General features: G+C 69.8%; 12 protein-coding genes and 1 tRNA gene. 4 read left to right on the top strand and 9 right to left on the bottom strand.

Annotated features, from left to right (window positions below):
• Window positions 1-71 precede the first annotated feature (71 nt).
• The 8 genes from ABZ194_RS24020 to ABZ194_RS23985 form a co-directional block, all read right to left on the bottom strand.
• The gene (locus tag ABZ194_RS24020; RefSeq protein ID WP_355599254.1) at window positions 72-1823 is read right to left on the bottom strand and encodes an exo-alpha-sialidase; all 1752 of its coding nucleotides are present in this window, start codon (window positions 1821-1823) and stop codon (window positions 72-74) included.
• 228 nt (window positions 1824-2051) lie between these two features.
• Window positions 2052-2789 carry an N-acetylmannosamine-6-phosphate 2-epimerase gene (locus ABZ194_RS24015; RefSeq protein WP_355599253.1) on the bottom strand — a complete coding sequence of 246 codons (738 nt, stop codon included), beginning with the start codon at window positions 2787-2789 and terminating at the stop codon, window positions 2052-2054.
• Window positions 2790-2862: 73 nt separating this feature from the next.
• Window positions 2863-3768 (bottom strand): ROK family protein, encoded by a 906-nt coding sequence (locus ABZ194_RS24010; protein ID WP_355599252.1) that lies wholly within the window; start codon window positions 3766-3768, stop codon window positions 2863-2865.
• Window positions 3765-4694, bottom strand: coding sequence for a dihydrodipicolinate synthase family protein (locus tag ABZ194_RS24005; RefSeq protein ID WP_355599251.1), 930 nt, complete (start codon window positions 4692-4694; stop codon window positions 3765-3767). Before ABZ194_RS24005 ends, ABZ194_RS24010 begins: the two co-directional genes overlap by 4 nt.
• Window positions 4691-5680 (bottom strand): ABC transporter ATP-binding protein, encoded by a 990-nt coding sequence (locus ABZ194_RS24000; protein WP_355599250.1) that lies wholly within the window; start codon window positions 5678-5680, stop codon window positions 4691-4693. Before ABZ194_RS24000 ends, ABZ194_RS24005 begins: the two co-directional genes overlap by 4 nt.
• Before the next feature lie 5 nt (window positions 5681-5685).
• The gene (locus tag ABZ194_RS23995) at window positions 5686-7686 is read right to left on the bottom strand and encodes a dipeptide/oligopeptide/nickel ABC transporter permease/ATP-binding protein (RefSeq protein WP_355599249.1); all 2001 of its coding nucleotides are present in this window, start codon (window positions 7684-7686) and stop codon (window positions 5686-5688) included.
• Window positions 7687-7688: 2 nt separating this feature from the next.
• A complete protein-coding gene (locus ABZ194_RS23990; RefSeq protein ID WP_355599248.1) occupies window positions 7689-8639 on the bottom strand; it encodes an ABC transporter permease in 951 nt (316 codons plus the stop codon).
• Between the two features lie 43 nt (window positions 8640-8682).
• Window positions 8683-10275: an ABC transporter substrate-binding protein gene (locus ABZ194_RS23985; protein WP_355599247.1), complete on the bottom strand. Its 1593-nt coding sequence runs from the start codon at window positions 10273-10275 to the stop codon at window positions 8683-8685.
• A gap of 182 nt (window positions 10276-10457) precedes the next feature.
• On the opposite strand from ABZ194_RS23985, the gene ABZ194_RS23980 reads away from it, so the two are divergent.
• From ABZ194_RS23980 to ABZ194_RS23970, 3 genes are all read left to right on the top strand, one after another.
• On the top strand, window positions 10458-11144 hold the full coding sequence (locus ABZ194_RS23980; RefSeq protein WP_355599246.1) for a GntR family transcriptional regulator: 687 nt from the start codon (window positions 10458-10460) through the stop codon (window positions 11142-11144).
• A gap of 1227 nt (window positions 11145-12371) precedes the next feature.
• The gene (locus tag ABZ194_RS23975) at window positions 12372-13529 is read left to right on the top strand and encodes an esterase-like activity of phytase family protein (protein ID WP_355599245.1); all 1158 of its coding nucleotides are present in this window, start codon (window positions 12372-12374) and stop codon (window positions 13527-13529) included.
• Between the two features lie 330 nt (window positions 13530-13859).
• Window positions 13860-16466: a hypothetical protein gene (locus ABZ194_RS23970; protein ID WP_355599244.1), complete on the top strand. Its 2607-nt coding sequence runs from the start codon at window positions 13860-13862 to the stop codon at window positions 16464-16466.
• A 383-nt stretch (window positions 16467-16849) separates the two neighbouring features.
• Here ABZ194_RS23970 and ABZ194_RS23965 read toward each other — a convergent pair.
• Window positions 16850-16923, bottom strand: a tRNA-Arg gene (locus ABZ194_RS23965).
• Between the two features lie 96 nt (window positions 16924-17019).
• On the opposite strand from ABZ194_RS23965, the gene ABZ194_RS23960 reads away from it, so the two are divergent.
• Entirely contained in the window at window positions 17020-18021 is a 1002-nt protein-coding gene (locus ABZ194_RS23960) for a tyrosine-type recombinase/integrase (RefSeq protein ID WP_355599243.1), read from the top strand.
• The last annotated feature ends 19 nt before the right edge of the window (window positions 18022-18040 follow it).

The raw sequence follows: 18040 nt of genomic DNA, 5'->3' as shown, positions 1-18040 counted from the left end.
GGTCTCCAGGGGGTCTCCACGGTGCGGGCTCCTCGCGGTGGGCACCGTGAGGGGCCCGCACCATCACGGGGTCAGGCCGCCTTCATCCAGGGGAGGGTGAACCGGGCGAAGACGATGCCCCCGGTGTCACCGACCTCGTAAAGGGTGGCGACCTGCCCGTCGTCGAGGACGGCCATCGTCGAGTAGCCCGCGCTCCCCGGCTTTACCAGGGCCCGGGTCGGCCAGCTCGCCCCGTCGTCGCCTGACAGCCGGACGGTCAGGTCGCTGCGGGCGGTCGGGTGGGCGTTGTTGCCGAACAGGACGGTCCCGGTCCGGGGCGGCGCGCCGTTGGCGCCCTGCCGGCCGGGGAGCAGGTAGGACGACTCGTCCGCGTTGCAGAGCGGATCGGTGAGCACCGGGCTCGCGGCGGAGGCGCCGAACGTCCGGCCGCCGTCGGCGGAGGTGGCCAGGAAACGCGAGCGGCTGCTGTTGTGCCGCATGTTCTGCGCGATGTCGCCGTTGCCCCGCTCGACGGCCTTGCTCTCGTTGACGTCCCCGGCCGCCGGGGATCCACGCCGCCAGGTGGCGCCGTGGTCGTCGCTGTAGATGTTCGCCGCACGGGAGGTTCCCGCGGCGTCGCGGTACACGATCGGCTGGATGAGCCGGCCGCTGCTGGCCTGGATCCCGTGTCCGGAGGAGGCGAAGAGCTGCCGCCAGCCCGGGTCCTTGACCGAGGGGTTGAGCTCGACCGGCGCGCTCCAGCCGACGCCGTCGTCGGTGCTCTTGATGTACTGAACGTGCAGGCTGTTCGGGTCGTCCTTGGCGTTGGAGCCCGACGCCGCCGCCCAGAAGCCGATGCCGGGGCGCGGTGAGTAGGTGTAGAAGACGTAGACCGCCCCGGTCGAGCGGTCGATCAGCACGCTCGGATCGCCGGCCCCCTCCGAGGTCGTGGCCGCGTGCCGGATGACGCGCGGCGGCTCCCAGGTGAGGCCGTCGTCGGTGCTCCGCATCAGAACGACCTGGATGTTGTTGGTACCGCCCCCCAGGTCGTAGGAGCCGTCGACCCGCGCGTCGGCGACGGCGATGACCGTGCCGTCGTTGGTGACCGCCATGCCGGGAATCCGCACGGAGGCGGCGGTACCGGTGTAGTGGCCGTTCGGCCCGTTGAGCCCGGTGATGGCCGTACCGGTGTTCAGCAGGGTGGTCGTGTTCATCTGGGGGGTGCCGGCCTCCAGCCCGCAGCGCGCGACGCCCGTCTGGGTGTGGTCGAAGCCGTTCGCGGTGGTGCGCAGGCTGTACGGCGTGCCGGCCGGGACGGTCCAGTAGCGCAGCGCGTTGCCGCCCGCGGCGACGGTCTGCGTCCAGGGCGAGCCGGACCTGCCGGGCCAGGTGACGGTGAACGTCTTGGCGGCGGTGGTGCGGTTCTCCAGGACCAGTTGCAGCCGGCCGCCGGTGCAGTCGAGACTCGTGAGGGCCGACATGCCGCCGCCGCAGTGGAACAGGCCGCTCTGGGTGCCGTCATAGCCGGTGGGGGTCGTGGTCCGCAGCGTGTACGGCGTGCCGGGCGGGACGGTCCACTGCAGCAGGGCGCTGTCTCCCGGGGCGACGGCACGTGTCCACGGCGAGCCCGAGCGGCCCGGCCAGGTCACCGTGAAGGTCTGGGGGGCGGTGGACTCGTTGTCGAGCACGAGGTGCAACCGGCCGAGCGAGCAGTCCGCTCCGACGGTCGCGGACACATCGGGGACGGCCGCCGACGCCGGGGGAGCGGACAGGCCGAGGACGGTGGTGAGGGCCAGGGCGAGAGCCACGGTTCCGCGCAGGAGTCTTTCCGATAAAGGTGTCATGGTCGATCACTCCTTCGGCCGAGGGGGGTGAGCGGCCCGGGGGCCGCTCAGGGCGGATAACCGGAGGTACGACATCAGACGTCGTATGTCTGCCATGACAATAAACTTTCACATTTCCCCCAGTCAAGAGATCCGTCACGCCATCAAACTCGGATATATCGGGATATAGGACACGGAAACTGGTCATAGGCCGGGCTGGACCCGGGGGAACCTGACCTGCTCGGGGCGCTACCCCAGGTCCGGGCCGGCGGCGCCCGGACATGACACGCCGTCCCCTTCTCCTCGGTGGTCCGCCCGCTGAACGGCCGACGCGAACCGGCGGGCGATGCTCGCCGGGTGGGTGATGGCGGTGCCGACCACGACCGCGTGCGCCCCCCGCCGGATGGCCTCGGCGGCCTGCTCCCCGGTCTGGATCCGGCCCTCCGCGACCACCGGGACCGGCAGGTCACGGGCGAGCCGGGCGACCAGATCAAGGTCCGGGCCCGGCCCCTGACGCGAGTACGGCGTGTACCCGGCAAGGGTCGTTCCCACGACGTCGGCCCCCGCCTCGGCCGCGGCGAGTCCCTCCTCGTAGGTGGACACGTCGGCCATGATCAGCCGCCCGGTGCGCTCGTGCACCGCGCGGACGGTCTCGGCGAGCGTACGGCCGTCGGGGCGGGGACGGCCGGTGGCGTCGACGGCCACGATGTCGGCGCCGGTCTCGGCCACGGCGAGCGCGTGCCTGAGCGTCGGGGTGATGAGGACCTCACCGTCGCCGTCCTTCCACAGGCCGATGAGCGGCAGGTCAAGCGCGGCCCGGATCCGGCGCAGGTCCGCGAGCCCCTGGGCGCGGATGCCCGCGGCCCCACCGGCCGCGACCGCCCGCGCCACCCGGCACATCGTGTCGGCGTCACGCATCGGCTCGCCAGGGTAGGCCTGGCAGGACACCACGAGACGGCCGCGGAGCGCGGCGAGGATCGGATTCACCGAGCGCCTCGACCGTCGTCGGGAGAACCGGTGACCGGCCGGTTGTCATCGGCGAGTCCGGAGGCCGATCGGTTCACCACGTGGCCTCCAGGGCCAGCCGGGCGGCGCCGAGCAGCGCGGCGTCGCCGCCGAGCGCTGACGGGACGACGGGAAGGCCGCGCAGCGTGGGCAGGACTTCGGCGCGGACCGCGTCGCGCAGGGCCCGCCACCACGCCTCCCCGCACCCGGTGACGCCGCCGCCGACCACGACGATCTCCGGATCGACGACGTTCAGCAGACCTCCGATCGCCGATCCGAGCACCGTCGCCCCCTCGACGAGGACCGATAGGGCGAGGAGGTCGCCGTCCGCGGCGAGACGGGCGACCTCGGCCAGGTGGGTGACCTCGGCGCCGGTGCGGCGGCGGTACTCCGCGAGCAGGGCCGGGCCGGACGCGACGGCCTCGACGTGGCCACGCGCGCCGCACGGGCAGAGGCGGCCGTCCCCGCCGGGGACGTGGCCGACATGCCCGGCTGTGGAGTGCGCGCCGTGCCGGAGGCGGCCGTCGAGGACGAGGGAGGCGCCGATCCCGGTGCCGACCACCACCAGCAGCACGTCGGCGTGGCCGGCGGCGGCGCCGCGCCACCGCTCGCCCCGCGCGTGCGCGTGCACGTCGTTGTCCACGGCGACCGGCAGGCCGACCCTGCGGCACAGCTCCCCGCGCAGGTCGGTCCCCGCCCATCCGGCGAGGGCGCCGGTAGCCGATACGATCACGCCGCTCCGCGGGTCCACCACCCCGGCGCTGCCGACACCCACCGCCGTGACCTTCCCGGAGTCACCGGCGAGCTCGCGGACCAGCCCGGCGGCGGTGCCGAGCACCGCGTCCCGGCCCCGGGTCGCGGGGGTCGGCAGAGTCCGTACGGCCAGCAGGGCGCCCGAGGAGTCGACCAGCCCGGCGGAGGTCTTGGTGCCGCCGATGTCCACGCCGACGACGAGGGTCATCGTAGCCCGGCCTCCTCCAGACGGGCGGCCACCTCACCGGTCTCGGCGGCGGTCAGCTCACGCATGGGCGGGGAGACGGTCGCGCCGGCGATGACGCCGCGCAGGGCGAGCGCCGTCTTGAACGCGCCGACGCCTCTCGTGCTGCCGCCCGCGGTGGCCGGGGAGGCCGCCTCCACGATGCGAAACAGCCGGGTCAGGCGGTCCTGCTCGGCTCTGGCGTCGGTCCAGCGCCCCTCGGCGCAGGCCCGGAGCAGGCGCACGTAGCCGTGCGGGTCGACGTTGCCGAGTCCGGGCACCGCGCCGTCGGCGCCGGCGAGCATCATCGCGTCGACCACGACCTCGTGCCCGGTCAGCGCGGAGAATCCCGGCAGTCCCGCCGCGCCGAGCACCACCTGGCGGAAGCCGGCGTCGTCGCCGCTGGAGTCCTTGAGCCCGTCGACGACGCCGTCGGCGGCCAGCGACAGTATCCGGTCGGCGGCGAGCTTGGTGTGCACCGACACCGGCACGTCGTAGGCGAGCATCGGCAGGCCGACCGCGGCCTTGACGGCCCGGAAGTGACGGTCGACCTCCACGGGGTGGACGCGGGCGTAGAACGGCGCGGTCACCACGGTCGCGTCCGCGCCGAGCTTGGCGGCGATCTCGGCGCGCTCGATCACCCGGGCGGTCGTCGTCTCGATGCATCCGGCCAGTACGGGGACCCGGCCCGCGGCGGCCCGCACCACGGTCTCCAGCGACTTGTCGCGGCGGGTGTCGGTGAGGAAGGCGGCCTCCCCGGAGCTGCCGAGCGCGAACAGGCCGCTGACACCCGCCTCGATCAGGAACTCCACCAGCCGTTCCAGCGACGGCACGTCGACCTCTCCATCCGGTGTCAGGGGGGTGACGAGCGGAGGGACGACGCCGCTGAAGCGGGGCTCACGGGAACTCACGGAATGCTCCTTACCGGGGATTCGGGATGAACACAGTGCCAGGAGTGCCGGCTGTCCCGGCCTGCCGACGTGCTCGCCGGGAACCGTCCCGCGCACTCGTCGGTGGCCTTCCAGCAGCGGGTGCGGAACGGGCAGCCCGACGGCGGACGCGTCGCCGACGGGACCGGGCCGGTCAGCACGATCCGCCCGGCGTCGTCGAGCAGGCTCGGGGTGGCCGAGAAGAGCGCGTGCGTGTAGGGGTGGCGGGCCCGCGACGTCACGTCGGCGGCCGAGCCCTCCTCGATCACGCGGCCGAGGTACATGACCGCGATCCGGTCGGCCAGGTAGCGGACGGTCTGGATGTCGTGGGAGATGAAGACGAGGCCCAGGCCCAGGTTCGCGCGCAGGTCGACCAGCAGGTTGAGCACCTGCGCGCGGACCGAGACGTCCAGGGCGCTGGTGGGCTCGTCGGCGACGACGACGTCGGGTTCGAGCGCCAGGGCCCTGGCCACGGCGACCCGCTGGCGCTGGCCGCCGGAGAGCCGGCCGGGCAGCGAGTCGGCGATGTGGCCCGGTAGCCCGACCAGGTCCAGCAGGTCGCGTACCCGGGCCTCGCGCTGCCGTACGGTCCCGCGCAGGTGGACGTCGAGTGGGTCACGCAGGATCCGCCGGACCGGAAGGCGCGGGTTGAGCGCGGTGGAGGCGTCCTGGAACACCACGCCGACGGAGGTGCCGAAGCTCTCCCGCCGTGTCCTCGGCCTCATGGACCACAGGTCGTCGCCGTAGAAGCGCGCCGTTCCCGAGGTGGGTGGCTGGAGGCCGACCATCACCTTGGCCAGCGTGGACTTGCCGCAGCCCGACTCGCCGACGACGCCGAGGATCTCACCCCGGCCGACGGACGCCGTGACGTCGGTGAGGGCGTAGACCCTGTCCCGGCGCATCACTCCGGCGCCGCGTACGGTGTGTACAACGTGAACTTTTTCGAGGCTTATAACCGGTTCGTTCATATATGTCACCCTTCGTGAATGACACCTGGGTGAAAACAGGCATGGGCGTGCCGGTGCGCGTCGCCGGAGAGCTCAGGCCGTGACGTACGGCACACCTCGGTGGCGGCCGCGCACCGATCGGCGAAACGGCAGCCTGGCCCGAAGTCCCGTGGGGCGGGTACCACGCCGGGTATCTGGTGCAGCCGTTCCGAGCCGGCCTCCAGGGAGAGCACCGAGCCCAGCAGGCCGCGCGCGTAGTGGTGACGCGCGCCGGACAGCAGCCGGGGGGTCGTGCCGACCTCCACGAGCCGGCCCGCGTACATCACCGCGACGCGGTGAACGAGCTCGCCGACCAGGCCGAGGTCGTGCGAGACGAGAATCATGGCGAAGCCGAGCTCGTCGCGGAGCCGGCCGAGCACCTCGACCACCTGGGCCTGCACGGTCACGTCGAGCGCCGTCGTGGGTTCGTCGGCGACCAGCAGCCGCGGGTCGCGTGAGAGCGCCATCGCGATCAGCACCCGCTGGCGCTGGCCGCCGGACAGCTCGTGCGGGTAGCTGCGCGAGGTCCGCCGGGGATCCAGGCCCACCAGCTCCAGCAGCTCCCGCGGGGTACGGGTGCCACCCCGCCTGGTCAGCTGCCGCAGCTGGCCGCCGACGAGGACCGAGGGGTTCAGCGACGACATGGCGTCCTGGTAGACCATGGCGATCTCCGGGCCGGAGATCGCCCGCCGCCGCCGGGGCGACAGGGGAAGAATGTCCCGCCCGTCGTAGACGATCCGGCCGCCGACCCGCGCGCCACGGGGCAGCAGCCCCATGACGGCCAGGCTGGTCAGGCTCTTGCCGCACCCCGACTCCCCGACCAGGCCCAGGGTCTCGCCCGCCCGTACGTCGAAGGAGAGCGACTGCACGACGGGGACGTCGCCGTAGCGCTGGGGGAAGCCGATCGTGAGGTCCTCCACCACCAGCAGCGGGCGTGCCGAGGGCGACAGCGGTGCGACCCTGGGCGGGCGTTCGGCCGCGACGACGGCGAGCCTGGCGAGCGCGGCGTCGACCCCGTCATCCGTGTCGCGCGCCGGGCCGTTCGCCGCGCCGTCCTTCACCGCGCCGCCGTTCACCGCTTCGGCCGAGGCCGGTAGGGCCCCTGTGGCCTCCGGAGTCCGGAGGCCGGCCGTGCGCGGGGCGGACCAGGCGTCCGTCAGCCCCTCGGCCAGCAGATTGAGCGCCAGCACCGTGACCAGGATCGCCAGGCCGGGGAAGAACGTGGCCCACCAGCCGCCGGCCAGGACGATCTGCCGGCCGTACGCCAGGACGTTGCCCCAGCTGGGCGCCGGGTCCTGGATGCCCGCGCCGATGAACGACAGGCTGGCCTCGAAGACGACGGCGTCGGCCACCAGCACGGTGGCGAAGACCAGGATCGGCGCGGCGCAGTTGATCGCGACGTGCCTGACCAGGATGTGGCGGCGGGACGCGCCGATCACTTTCTCGGCGGCGACGTAGTCCTCGCCGTACTGCGCCAGCACGTTGGCCCGCACGACGCGGGTGAGCTGCGGCAGATACAGGAAGGCGATGGTGCCGACCAGCATCGGCAGGTTGCGGCCGAAGACGGCCACCAGCACGGCGGCGAGCGCGATGCCGGGGAAGGACATGACCACGTCGAGGACGCGCATGACGGCCTCGCCGACGGCCCTGCGCGAGGTGGCCGCGAGGCCGCCGAGCACCGCTCCGGCCAGCACCGCGACGCCGGTGGCCCCGAGACCGATGAGCAGTGAGGACCGCGCGCCGTACACCACTCTGGCGAACACGTCGCGGCCGGCGCGGTCGGTGCCGAACCAGTGCGCGGCGTCCGGAGGGGTGGCGGGGACGCCGGTCGCCAGCGGGTCGCCTCCGACCAGCGGAGCCAGTACGGCGAGCAGCCCGATCGCGGTGAGGACGGCGAGGGAGACGCGCGCGACCGGGGACAGCCCGGACAGCCCGGACAGCCGGAGGCCCGGGTGCGACAGGCGGGAGACGAGCCGTGGCCGCAACATGGTCACATCACCCGGATCCGCGGGTTGACGACGAGATAGAGCAGGTCGACGACGAGGTTCACCACGAGGAACGACAGCGCGATCGTCAATACCGACCCCTGGACCAGGGCGACGTCGCCGTTGGTGACGCCGTCGAGGATGAGTTTGCCCATGCCGGGCAGATCGAAGATCGTCTCGATGACCACGGCGCCGCTCAGCAGATACCCCACCCGCAGGCCGAGCACGGTCAGCGGGGTGATGAGCGCGTTGCGCAGCGCGCCGCGGATCACGATCCACCGGGGCAGGCCGTTGCCCGTGGCGGTGCGGACGTAGTCGCGGTCCAGCTCCTCCACCATCGAGGTCCGCACCAGCCGTGTCAGGGAGGCCGCCACCGGCACGGCGACCGCGATCGCCGGGAGCGTGAGCGACCGGAGCCACCCGGTGGGGGAGTCGGCGGGGTTGACGTAGCCGCCGGTCGGAAAGAGCTCCACGCCGAGCGCGAACTGCTGGATGAGCAGGATGCCCAGCCAGAACGAAGGGATCGCCACCCCCGCGACGGACACCACGCGGGTGAGCTGGTCCGGCCAGCGATCGCGGTACAGGGCCCCCACGACGCCGAGGATCAGGGCCAGGGTCACGGCGAGGACGAGACTCAGCAGGGTGAGCTGCATGGTCAGCGGGAAGGCGGTGGTGATGCGGTCGACCACCGGCGCGGCGGGCGGGGCCGTGTAGCCCAGGTCGCCCTGGACCAGCTGCCCGAGGAAACGCGCGTAGCGCAGCGGCAGCGGGTCGTCCAGCCCGTGGGCCGCCGCGTAGGCCGCCCTCGCCTCCGGGCTCGCGCTGTCCCCGAGGGCGTTGTACGCCGGGTCGTTGGGCGAGAACCGCAGGACGACGAAGACCAGCATGGTGACCCCGACCAGCATGAGCGGCAGGGTCACCAGCCGCCTGGCGGCCAGTCGCAGAAACGCGGACATGGTCTCCTTCTCGTCGCCGGTGGGCCGGGCCGCCGTCCGCGGGTCAGGCGAGATCGACGTCGAGGAACGACAGGCCCGTGGTGGGGATGGGCCGGAAGCCGGTGATCTTCTTCTCGTTCCAGGCCGTGGGCAGCTTGCGGTGCAGGATCGGATAGAGCGGCGCCTCCTCGGCGATGATGTCGACCGCCTCGGCCCACAACCTCCGCTGTTCGGCCGCGTCGTCACTTCTGGCCGCCTTGTCGAGCAGCTCAAGCACCTTCCCGGCCTCCTTGGTGCCGTCCCAGCGGAACCGCTTCTGCGGCCACAGGCCGTCGTAGAACCAGCGCAGCAGCAGGTCCATGTCGTTGCCGAAGACCGAGGGGTCGCCGGGCGCGACCAGGACCTGAAACTCGCCGGGGTCGACCTTGTTGGTGTACTGCCCGCCGGACTGGCCGATGTCGAGGGTGGTGGTCACACCGACGGCGTCCCAGCCCTCCTTGATGACCGGGACGGCGTCCTTCACCCAGCCGGTGTCCGTGGTCACCATGGTGACGTTCAGACCGGAGACCCCCGCAGCCTCCAGCAGCGCCTTCGCCTTGCCGGGGTCGTATCCGTAGACGGTCGACGCCTTGACGTAGGCCGGGTGGGTCTGCTGCACATAGCCGGTGGCCGCGACGGCGTTACCGAGCATCGCCGTCTTGATCACCTTGTCGGTGTCGATGGCGAGGTGCAGCGCCTGGCGCACCCGCCTGTCGCCGAAGGGCCGCTTGGCGCAGTTGAACATCAGGAAGAGCAGGCCGAAGGACTGCACGGCCTCCAGCCTGTTCCGCTGGGCCACCCGGGCGGCGTCGATGTAGGGAACGTCCTCGATGGCCGCGACCCGGCCGGACTCCAGCGCGGTGACGCGGGCGGAGGGGTCGGACAGCAGCCGCCAGACCATGCTCTTGACCTTGGCGGGACGAGGGCCGTTGTAGGTGTCCCACCTGGCAAAGACGATCTTGTCTTCCTTGGTCGCCTCGACCAGCCGGTACGGACCCGATCCGACCGGGTGAGCGTCGAAGCCGGTCTTGTCCTTCCCGACGACCGCCTTGGGCACGATCTTGACGACCGCGAGCCGCTCCTTGAGGAGGGGGAAGGCGTACTTGAGCTTGATCTCCACCGTGCCGTCGGCGGCCGCGGTGACGCTCTCGATGAACGGGATGAACTGCACCATGAGCGAGGCGTTCGCCGGGTCCATCACGCGCTGGAAACTGAAGGCCACGTCGGCGGCCGTCACCGGAGAGCCGTCGTGGAAGGTCGCCCCCTGACGCAGTGCGATCTTGTAGGTGGTGTCGCCGGCCTTCTCCGGCTCGCCCGCCGCCAGCGCGGCGTACGGCTTTCTGGTGGCCGGGTCGAGGTCGAACAGCGCCTCGAAGACGTGCAGGTTGGCGGCGACCGGGGTCGCGCCGGAGGACGTCATGGGGTCGAAGCCGGTCGACAGGGCGTAGGATATGCCCGCCTCGATCGTGTCCGCGGCGGCCGTCTGTGTCTCGTTGCCGGTCGATGCCGGCCCCGAGCAGGCGGCCAGTGAGCCCGTGAAAGCGGCGGCGACACCGAAGGTCCCCACGACCTGTAGGAATCCGCGGCGGTCCAGGGACGTGCCGGTGGGTTGGTTCACGTCGTCCACTCCTCACTGATCGTGGGTCTGGAGCCTGTTAAGAGGTTCGGGCTTCACACGGTTCGAGCCTTGTATGACGTCTGATGTCCGATGCCGGTAAGGTTGGAATGTAGACGGACATAGGACGAGAGGGCAAGATGTTGGTCGAGATCGATTCCATCTCGCGAGGGTCACGAGGTGCGATGCCGCGCCAGCACGAGGTCGCCGAGCGCATCAAGCAGTACATTCTGCAGAATCGTCTGGGGCCGGGTGACGCCCTGCCGACAGAGGCGGAGCTGTGCGCCGCCATCGGTGCCAGCCGTTCCAGCGTCCGCGAGGCGATCAAGACTCTCACGGCGCTCGACATCGTCGAGGTGCGTCACGGTCACGGCACGTATGTCGGGCGGCTCTCTCTCGCCGCGCTCGTCGAAAGCCTCGCCTTCCGGGGCCTGCTCAGCCGCGCCGACGACTTCAGGGTCCTCTCCGAGCTGGTCGAGGTCCGCCAGACCATAGAGCAGGGGCTCGCGGTCTCCATAGTCGCCGCGTTCGACGACACCCTCCGCTCCGACCTGGCCGAGCTCGCCAATCAGATGGGCGAGCGCGCGGCCAGGGGTGAGGCGTTCATCCAGCAGGACCGCGAGTTCCACCTGCTGCTCATGGAGCCGCTCGGCAACGAGCTGATCACTCAGCTCACCGCCGCGTTCTGGGACGTCCACGCCATCGTGGCGCCCACGATGCACGCCACCCCCGAGTCGGTGCGGGAGACCGTCGAGGCGCATCACGCCATCGTCGACGCCGCGGCCTCGCGTGACATCACCCGATTCTCGGAGGCCGTCGCGGCCCACTACGCCCCGATCCGGAGGCATCTCCAGGCGGGTCGACAGCTCTGACACCCGGGCGGTCGTGGCGGCGATGCGGGCCAGGACACCGGCGGGGCAACCGGCGGCCGGACCGACCGCCGAGAGGGCGAGCGGGTCCGGACGCGAGTGCCGCGGCAGGACCATCCCCGCCCGGCGGTGCGTCACCGCCCCGGAACCTCCCCGTGGACAGGGGCCGGTACCGGTGACGCCTCCGCTCGCCGTGTTCGCCGTTCGTCGCGGAACATCCCCGCGGAGGCGGGGCCGACCTCAGGCGGTGGCCGAGGCGACAGTGGCGATCAGGTTCATCCCCGCGGAGGCGGGGCCGGCGAGCCGATGGCCCGCTACAGATCATCCCCGCGGGCACGGGACCGGCTACGGATACCGCACCAGCCATGCCGGCGCGGTCGGATCACCCCCGCAGGCGCGGGGCCGACCTTGTTCACCTGCGGCTTCAACGGTGCGAGGGCAGGGCGTTCGCCGGAAGCCTAGCCGGTGGATGCCTCATCGTGAACTCCGTGTTGACCTTGTGGGGGCGGGGCCGACACTCCGGATGGTGGTCATCCCCGCGGGTGTGGGGATTGTAGCCGGGGTGGTGGCAGGGGCGTAGGACTATTCCGGAGAGTGTGGGGCCACGTCGGCCGGCGAGGGTGGTTCGCCGCAGGTACGTAGCGGGCGCCGACGGTGCGGTCCGGGACATTCGGGAACGCGGCGAGCCATATATGCCGAGTATGCCGGTTGCTGCTTTCACGTCCCGATTCGTGGCTACCTTTGGAGCGGCTAATGGTGTCGTTTTCGGCGCTCGTGAGATTTTTCATGAAACGTGCGCCAGGGTCATTTTAGGCGCCGTCGACGGCTTTCCTCATAATGGGATGTCCGCTGCCGTCTAATTTGTTCTCGTTCGTGCGCTTCGGGGCTCGGTTACGTGGTTGATGTAAGGGTCATGTCATTCGGTGGGGCCCATGTGGGGGCGATGTCACAGCAGGTTTCCCTGAATGCTGCCGGACACTCTCTGTGCGTGCGTTGAGCGTACGGTTTTCGGTGTGATGATGCGATATTAAATGTCTTCTTTAACCCCTTTGGTGTGCGCTATTAACTTCATCTGTTTTGAGGTTGAAGGCGTGTGGTGGCCGATTAGTGTCACCTTGTTGTGAATGGACAACGGCACCTTGGGGCCGATCTCCGTAGACATTTTCCTCGATCTGCGATCTCATATCTCCGCCAGTCCTTTGTGGATTCTTCCGAGATATGGAGAGACGTATGACCACTTCGCGAAGAATGATGAGGGTCGCCGTCGCGTTCGCGGCGGTAATCGGTTTCGGGGCCGTCGACGCGTGGCCTTCCACGGCGGCAGCGCCGCCGCCGCAGGATCTTCGGATCACCCGCTTCCTCGGTGAGCAGCGGCTACCCCACAAGATGGAGTTCGGCGGAACCACCGTCGGCGGCCTGTCCGGTCTCGACCGTGACCCGCTCACCGGCACCTGGTACTTCATCTCCGACGACCGATGGCGCTACAACCCGGCCCGCTTCTACACCGGCCGGTTGAACATCAACCCGGTGACCGGAAAGTTCACCGGGGTCAACCTCACCGGGGTCACCACCCTCCTGCGCCCCGACGGAAGCCCCTACCCCGCCTACGGCCGGCCTGATTCCGCCGACCCCGAGACGATCCGCTTCGACCGGTGGAGCCGTCGGCTTCTGTGGGGGCACGAGGGCGACCGGCCGGACGAGACGCACCCCACCATTCCGGTGTCCGACCTGTTCGTCCGCTGGGCCGACACCGAAGGGCGGCACCTCGGCGAGCTGCCGCTTCCCGGCAACCTGAAGCTGACCGACACCACCAGCGGCCCGCGGCGTAACTTCGGGTTCGAAGGGCTGACCTTCACGCCGCACACGATCGCGGCCATCGTGGAAGGCCCACGATATGAGGACGGGGAGCTCCCGACCGTCGAGCACGGCGCACCGGCCCGCATCACCGTGTGGGGTCGCGACGGACGGCTGCGCGGGCAGTACGCCTATCCGATCGATCCGCTGCCGGCGGCACCGATCCCGCCGACCGGCCACTCCGACAGCGGCGTCTCGGAGATCCTGGCGATCGACGACCACCGATACCTCGCACTTGAGCGCTCCTGGATCGAGGGCGTCGACTACCGGGTCAAGCTGTACGAGATCGATCTGCGCGGCGCCACGAATGTGCTGACCAGGGACAGCCTGACGACCGGCGGATCATACCGTCCGATCTCCAAGCGTCTCGTCTCCGACCTCAGCTCGATCCGGCCACCGGTGCAGAACCTTGAGAGCCTCGCGTGGGGGCCGCGCCTCGCCACAGGCGAGTGCACGCTGGTGATCGGCTCCGATGACAACTTCGGCTCCGAAGAGGTCACCCAGTTCCTGGCCTTCGCCGCCCGGGGCTGCTGACCACGGTCCACCCCTGTCCGGCGGCATCCGAGACGGCCCACCTCGGTCTCCCGCCCAGCCGCCGGACCGATCGGACGCTGAAACGCCTTGCGCGCCGTGGTGCTGGAAGGGGTTGAGATGACCGTCCGACCTCCGGCGGATCCGCCGGCGACGGTCCGAATGCGAATGGCCGCGATGGCGCGGTGTGAGCCTGCCTGAATCACGCCGGGTTTATTGAAGGCCGTAATGGTATGGGCGGCCACCCCGTATTATCAGCCCCCTAGACCCGGGTTCGACCTTTGAGACATGATGCTGCCTCGTTCGAGTCATGGTTTGAAGGGGACAATTCGCGTGGCCGACCTTCGAGGTGACATGGCGGCGTTCATCCGCCGATCGTGGTTTTGGTGCCGGGATAAGCAACTCCCACGCATTCTTGTCACCGGTCGCGACGCGATCGAAGGCGTCGAGGAACTGGCCGCCCCGTTCACGGACTACCTGCCCACCGCGTTGGTGCGCGAGTCCGAACACGGCTCGGTTCCCGCGCTGGTGGCCGCACTGGCCGGACCGCAGGGGCAACTGGGCAAGCCGGTGGGCGGATCGTTTCTCCCGGCGCCGCGTTTCCCCCTCGCGCAGTTCGTGCTCTGGGCCCGAGTGCAGAAGGCCACGCCGGCTCCGGACGTCAAGAACTGGCCGCCGGACCCGCAGTCACATGAGGGCTTTCAGACGTTCAAGGAACGACTGAACGACTGGAGGCGAAAGACCTCGGGCGAAGGCGGAAGATGGAGGCTGGCCGCCGACTTCTTCATCGGACGTGCCGCACTCACCTGGGTGCCGTTGGGGACCCTCGTGTCATGGCTGGCCGCGGGGCCGTCCGACCTCGTCGGTGTGCTTCCGTGGCTACTCGGCCTTCTCGTGGCGCTGGCCGGTATCATCGCCCAAGGTCTCGGGTCCATTCGTGGTTCGTTTTTCTACGGCTGGTTCAGGCGGCAGCCGTTCGTGAGGCGGAAGCGGTGGGAACGACTCGCCTGGTACGCCCTGCGCCTGGCCAACGCGACCGACGACGACATCGAGAAGCTGCTGGTGCACGCCTTGTGCGAGGACCTCCGGCAGGCGTATCAGAAATGGCCCATCCCATGGCCGAGCTGGGGACGCGGGCTTTACTGTCTCCTGCGTATCGAGGTCAACGACGTCACGGGGGTCAACGCGCGGTTTCTGCGGCTGCTGGAGGACACGTGCGAGGAGACCGGGCTGCCGGTTCCCATGGTGGTGCTCGCCGCGGTGCCCGATGAGCTGGCGGGGCCCTGGACGTCCGCCGGCCCGGCAGAGCTGGGCGGGCTCATGGGGAACGTCAGGAAATGGCGTCGCGAGCAGCTTCGGCGCCGAGCGCCCCTCCGGCTCGTGGCCCGCGCCGGCGGGCACGGCACGCTGCCCGATCCGCCATACAGGCTGAAGCCCTGGCGGCATCAGGCTCGTGCGTTCGGCTACTGGGGCGTCGTACTCCTGGGGGTGCCGGGTCTGGTCGTCGGGTTCGCGGTGAACAACCTCAGCGACAGGGCGGCGCACTGCGGCGGGCTCGCGTATGTCGAGCGAATCGGAGACGAGTGCGTCGGCGTCGTCAACGCCTCGGAGGCCGCACCCGACGGCCTGTTCGCCCGCCAGATCGACGCCCTCGTGAAGAAGGTCGACAAGAACAACGCCTACGCCGTCAAAACTGGGCGGTACGTGAGCCTAGTCCTGTTCGGCGAGTACTCGATCAAGAAGCTCTCAGACGATGACAGCAGGTTCGCCAGCGCGGTTTCCGAGCTGATAGCCGCGGGGGAATACCAGCGGGACATCTCAAGCACTCCCCGCCTCCGGATCCTGATCGCCAACGCGGGAGACAACTACCGGCAGGGGAGGCGGGCCGCCGAACTGGTCTCTGAGCTGGCCGAGAGGGACCCGCACGTGGTAGGTGTCGTGGGATTGGCGCGCAGCGTCGAAGGTGTGGAGCAGGCTGTCCGTCAGTTCGACACCGCGAAGATCCCCGCCCTGGCGACTACGGCCACCGCCGACCGCCTCGGGATAATCGGCCGCAACCCCTCCCCCTACTACTTCCATATCAGCCCGACGAACTTTCGCGAAGCGACGCTCGCCGCGCGCTTCGCGCACAGGACCCTGCTTGCCCAGGAGAAAACCGCGTCAGCGGTGATCGTGCAGGACGGCACACGCGAGGACATCTACACCAGTAACCTCGCGGAGGATTTCGCCACGGCACTCCGGACGGAACACATCACAGTCGGCTCTCCGGTGCCGTACGGCGCCTCCCGGGACGGCATGTCCACCGCCGTCGCCAAGGCGTGCGAGCGGGACGCCCACATCTTCATGTACGCGGGGCGGGCACCCGAGTTCATCGATTTCCTCAGGGCACTCGAAGGGAGCAGCGAGTGTGGCGCGGGTGTGCTCAAGGTCCTCGCGGGCGACGATGTCATCAAGGTCGTCGCCGACCACAGCGTTGAGATCGCGGCCATGAAGCAGGTAGAGGTCCACTATGTGGCACTGGCCAGTCGTGAGATGTGGCGAGGGATCGCGCACCCGACCGGGTTCATCAGTGGCCTGCTGGCAGGGAGGCATGCGAACGTCGTAGACGACAGCCTCATCCTCACCTATGACGCGCTCGACGTGATCTACCGGGCCGCCGACAAGGCGTATCGACCGGGAGACCAGTTGCCGAGCCGAGGTGACGTCCTGTACCGGCTCTCCAAAACCTCGGGCGAGTCGGCCTGGGGCGGGTCGGGCGGTGTGATCGACTTTGGCGGGAGGGAGCGACACGACCCGATGAACAAGGCGCTCTCCATCATGAAGGTCGAGGGCGGGTCGTCGGTATCAATGATCCGCTGCGGCGCGATGGACGCCGACGAGCCCCCGTCCACCGATCCGCGCTGCATCGGTCTGCCCGACGCGCCGGAGAACACACCATAGAAAGCGCTACAACAGCGGCGGAGCCGTACGGCGCGTCATGGCACCGGCTCCGGACGCTCAATACGCACGGATTTCCGGTCCTTGCCCCGTGTGGCACCCCACCGGACCACGCCCCGGCGTTCCCGGACCACCCGGCGACATCAGGACACGCCCGCCGCATGACACCCCCATCACACACCCGAAGGACCTTCGGGACTCCCCTGGGTCCTTCGTCGTCTCAGCCCCGCAATCGTCCCGCCTGTCTCTGGAAAGCCGCTTCCACCTGGGAAAACAGGGCCAAGGGTATTTCGTGTACGGTCCACGACCACTGCGGCTGCATGAGCCGTGCGGGCCGTACACGTGGCAAAGGCCAGGTCGGAGTAGAGATGACCTGGTCCTGGTTGCGCGCCCTGCAGGATTCGAACCTGCGACCGTCGGATTAGAAGTCCGATGCTCTATCCAGCTGAGCTAAGGGCGCTGGTTTTAAGGGGGTGACCAGCAGGATCATGGATCCTGGCTTAAGGTAGCATAGCCGCACACCGATGAAACAGCATCGGATTTGGAGCATGACCCCATGGGCAGATCCCCGCGCCTTCGTGACCTGATCCCCTCCTGGAGACTGGCGCTCGACAGCGAGAAGAAGTCTCCCGGGACGATCACCAGCTACCTCCATTCCGCGCGCCTGTTGATCAATTATCTCGCGGCCCACGACATGCCGGAACGACTCGACAAGATCAAGCCGAAGCAGCTCCGCGCCTTCTTCTCCGCCCGCCTGAACGGCTGCTGGTTGGACGACAAGCGCATCCGGCCCTGCCCCTGTGGCGACACCAGGGCGCGCAGCGCCGGAGACACGCACAAGCACTTCCGCAACCTCCGGGTCCTGTTCAACTGGCTGGTCACCGAGGAGGAGCTGAACGGTCCGTCACCTATGGCCCACATCGCGCCCCCCAAGGTCGTCACCCGTCCGGTCGAGCCCCTCACCGGGGACGAGATGAAGCTCATGCTCAAGACATGCGCGGGAACCTCCTTCGCCGACCGCCGCGACACCGCGGTCATGCGGGTCCTGCTCGACAACGGCATGCGCGGCTCCGGCCTGGCCGGGCTGCGCTACCACCCCGAGGACGACGAGCTCACCGACGTCTTTCTGTTCCAGCACGTCCTGCGGATCCGGCTCAAGGGCGGCCGGACGCACATGGCGCCGATCGGGCGCAAGACCGCGATGGCCATTGACCGATATATCCGCGCCCGTGCCCGGCACAAGCACGCGGCCAGTCCATGGCTATGGCTGCCCGAGCGCGGGATCACGGCAGCTGGAGGGGACCGCCGCCTGACCACGACGGGCGTTCTCCAGATGCTCAAACGCCGGGCGAAGGCGGCCGATATTCCGGGGGTCTGCACCCACCGCTTCCGCACGACCATGGCCGCGTCCTTCCTGGATGCCGGAGGGGACCCCATCGACCTCATGCGCGTGGGCGGCTGGACGTCCCTGGCGATGGTCCAGCGTTACACCGCGGCGACCGCCGAGCGCCGGGCGCGCGACGCGCAGGCCCGGCTCGCTCCCCGCGACCGGATCTAACCCGACGAGGCTCTGTCCG

This window comes from Streptosporangium sp. NPDC006007, from assembly GCF_040614315.1.
Classification (GTDB): Bacteria; Actinomycetota; Actinomycetes; order Streptosporangiales; family Streptosporangiaceae; genus Streptosporangium.
This window is presented reverse-complemented; position numbering and strand designations above follow the sequence as displayed.

Bases quoted from the DNA above. Each gene is read 5' to 3' on its own strand.
- ABZ194_RS23975 (WP_355599245.1), top strand. From the start codon at position 12,372: ATGACCACTTCGCGAAGAATGATGAGGGTCGCCGTCGCGTTCGCGGCG.
- ABZ194_RS24000 (WP_355599250.1), bottom strand. From the start codon at position 5,680: ATGAACGAACCGGTTATAAGCCTCGAAAAAGTTCACGTTGTACACACC.
- ABZ194_RS24020 (WP_355599254.1), bottom strand. From the start codon at position 1,823: ATGACACCTTTATCGGAAAGACTCCTGCGCGGAACCGTGGCTCTCGCC.
- ABZ194_RS23960 (WP_355599243.1), top strand. From the start codon at position 17,020: ATGGGCAGATCCCCGCGCCTTCGTGACCTGATCCCCTCCTGGAGACTG.
- ABZ194_RS23990 (WP_355599248.1), bottom strand. From the start codon at position 8,639: ATGTCCGCGTTTCTGCGACTGGCCGCCAGGCGGCTGGTGACCCTGCCG.
- ABZ194_RS23995 (WP_355599249.1), bottom strand. From the start codon at position 7,686: ATGTTGCGGCCACGGCTCGTCTCCCGCCTGTCGCACCCGGGCCTCCGG.
- ABZ194_RS23980 (WP_355599246.1), top strand. From the start codon at position 10,458: ATGCCGCGCCAGCACGAGGTCGCCGAGCGCATCAAGCAGTACATTCTG.
- ABZ194_RS24010 (WP_355599252.1), bottom strand. From the start codon at position 3,768: ATGACCCTCGTCGTCGGCGTGGACATCGGCGGCACCAAGACCTCCGCC.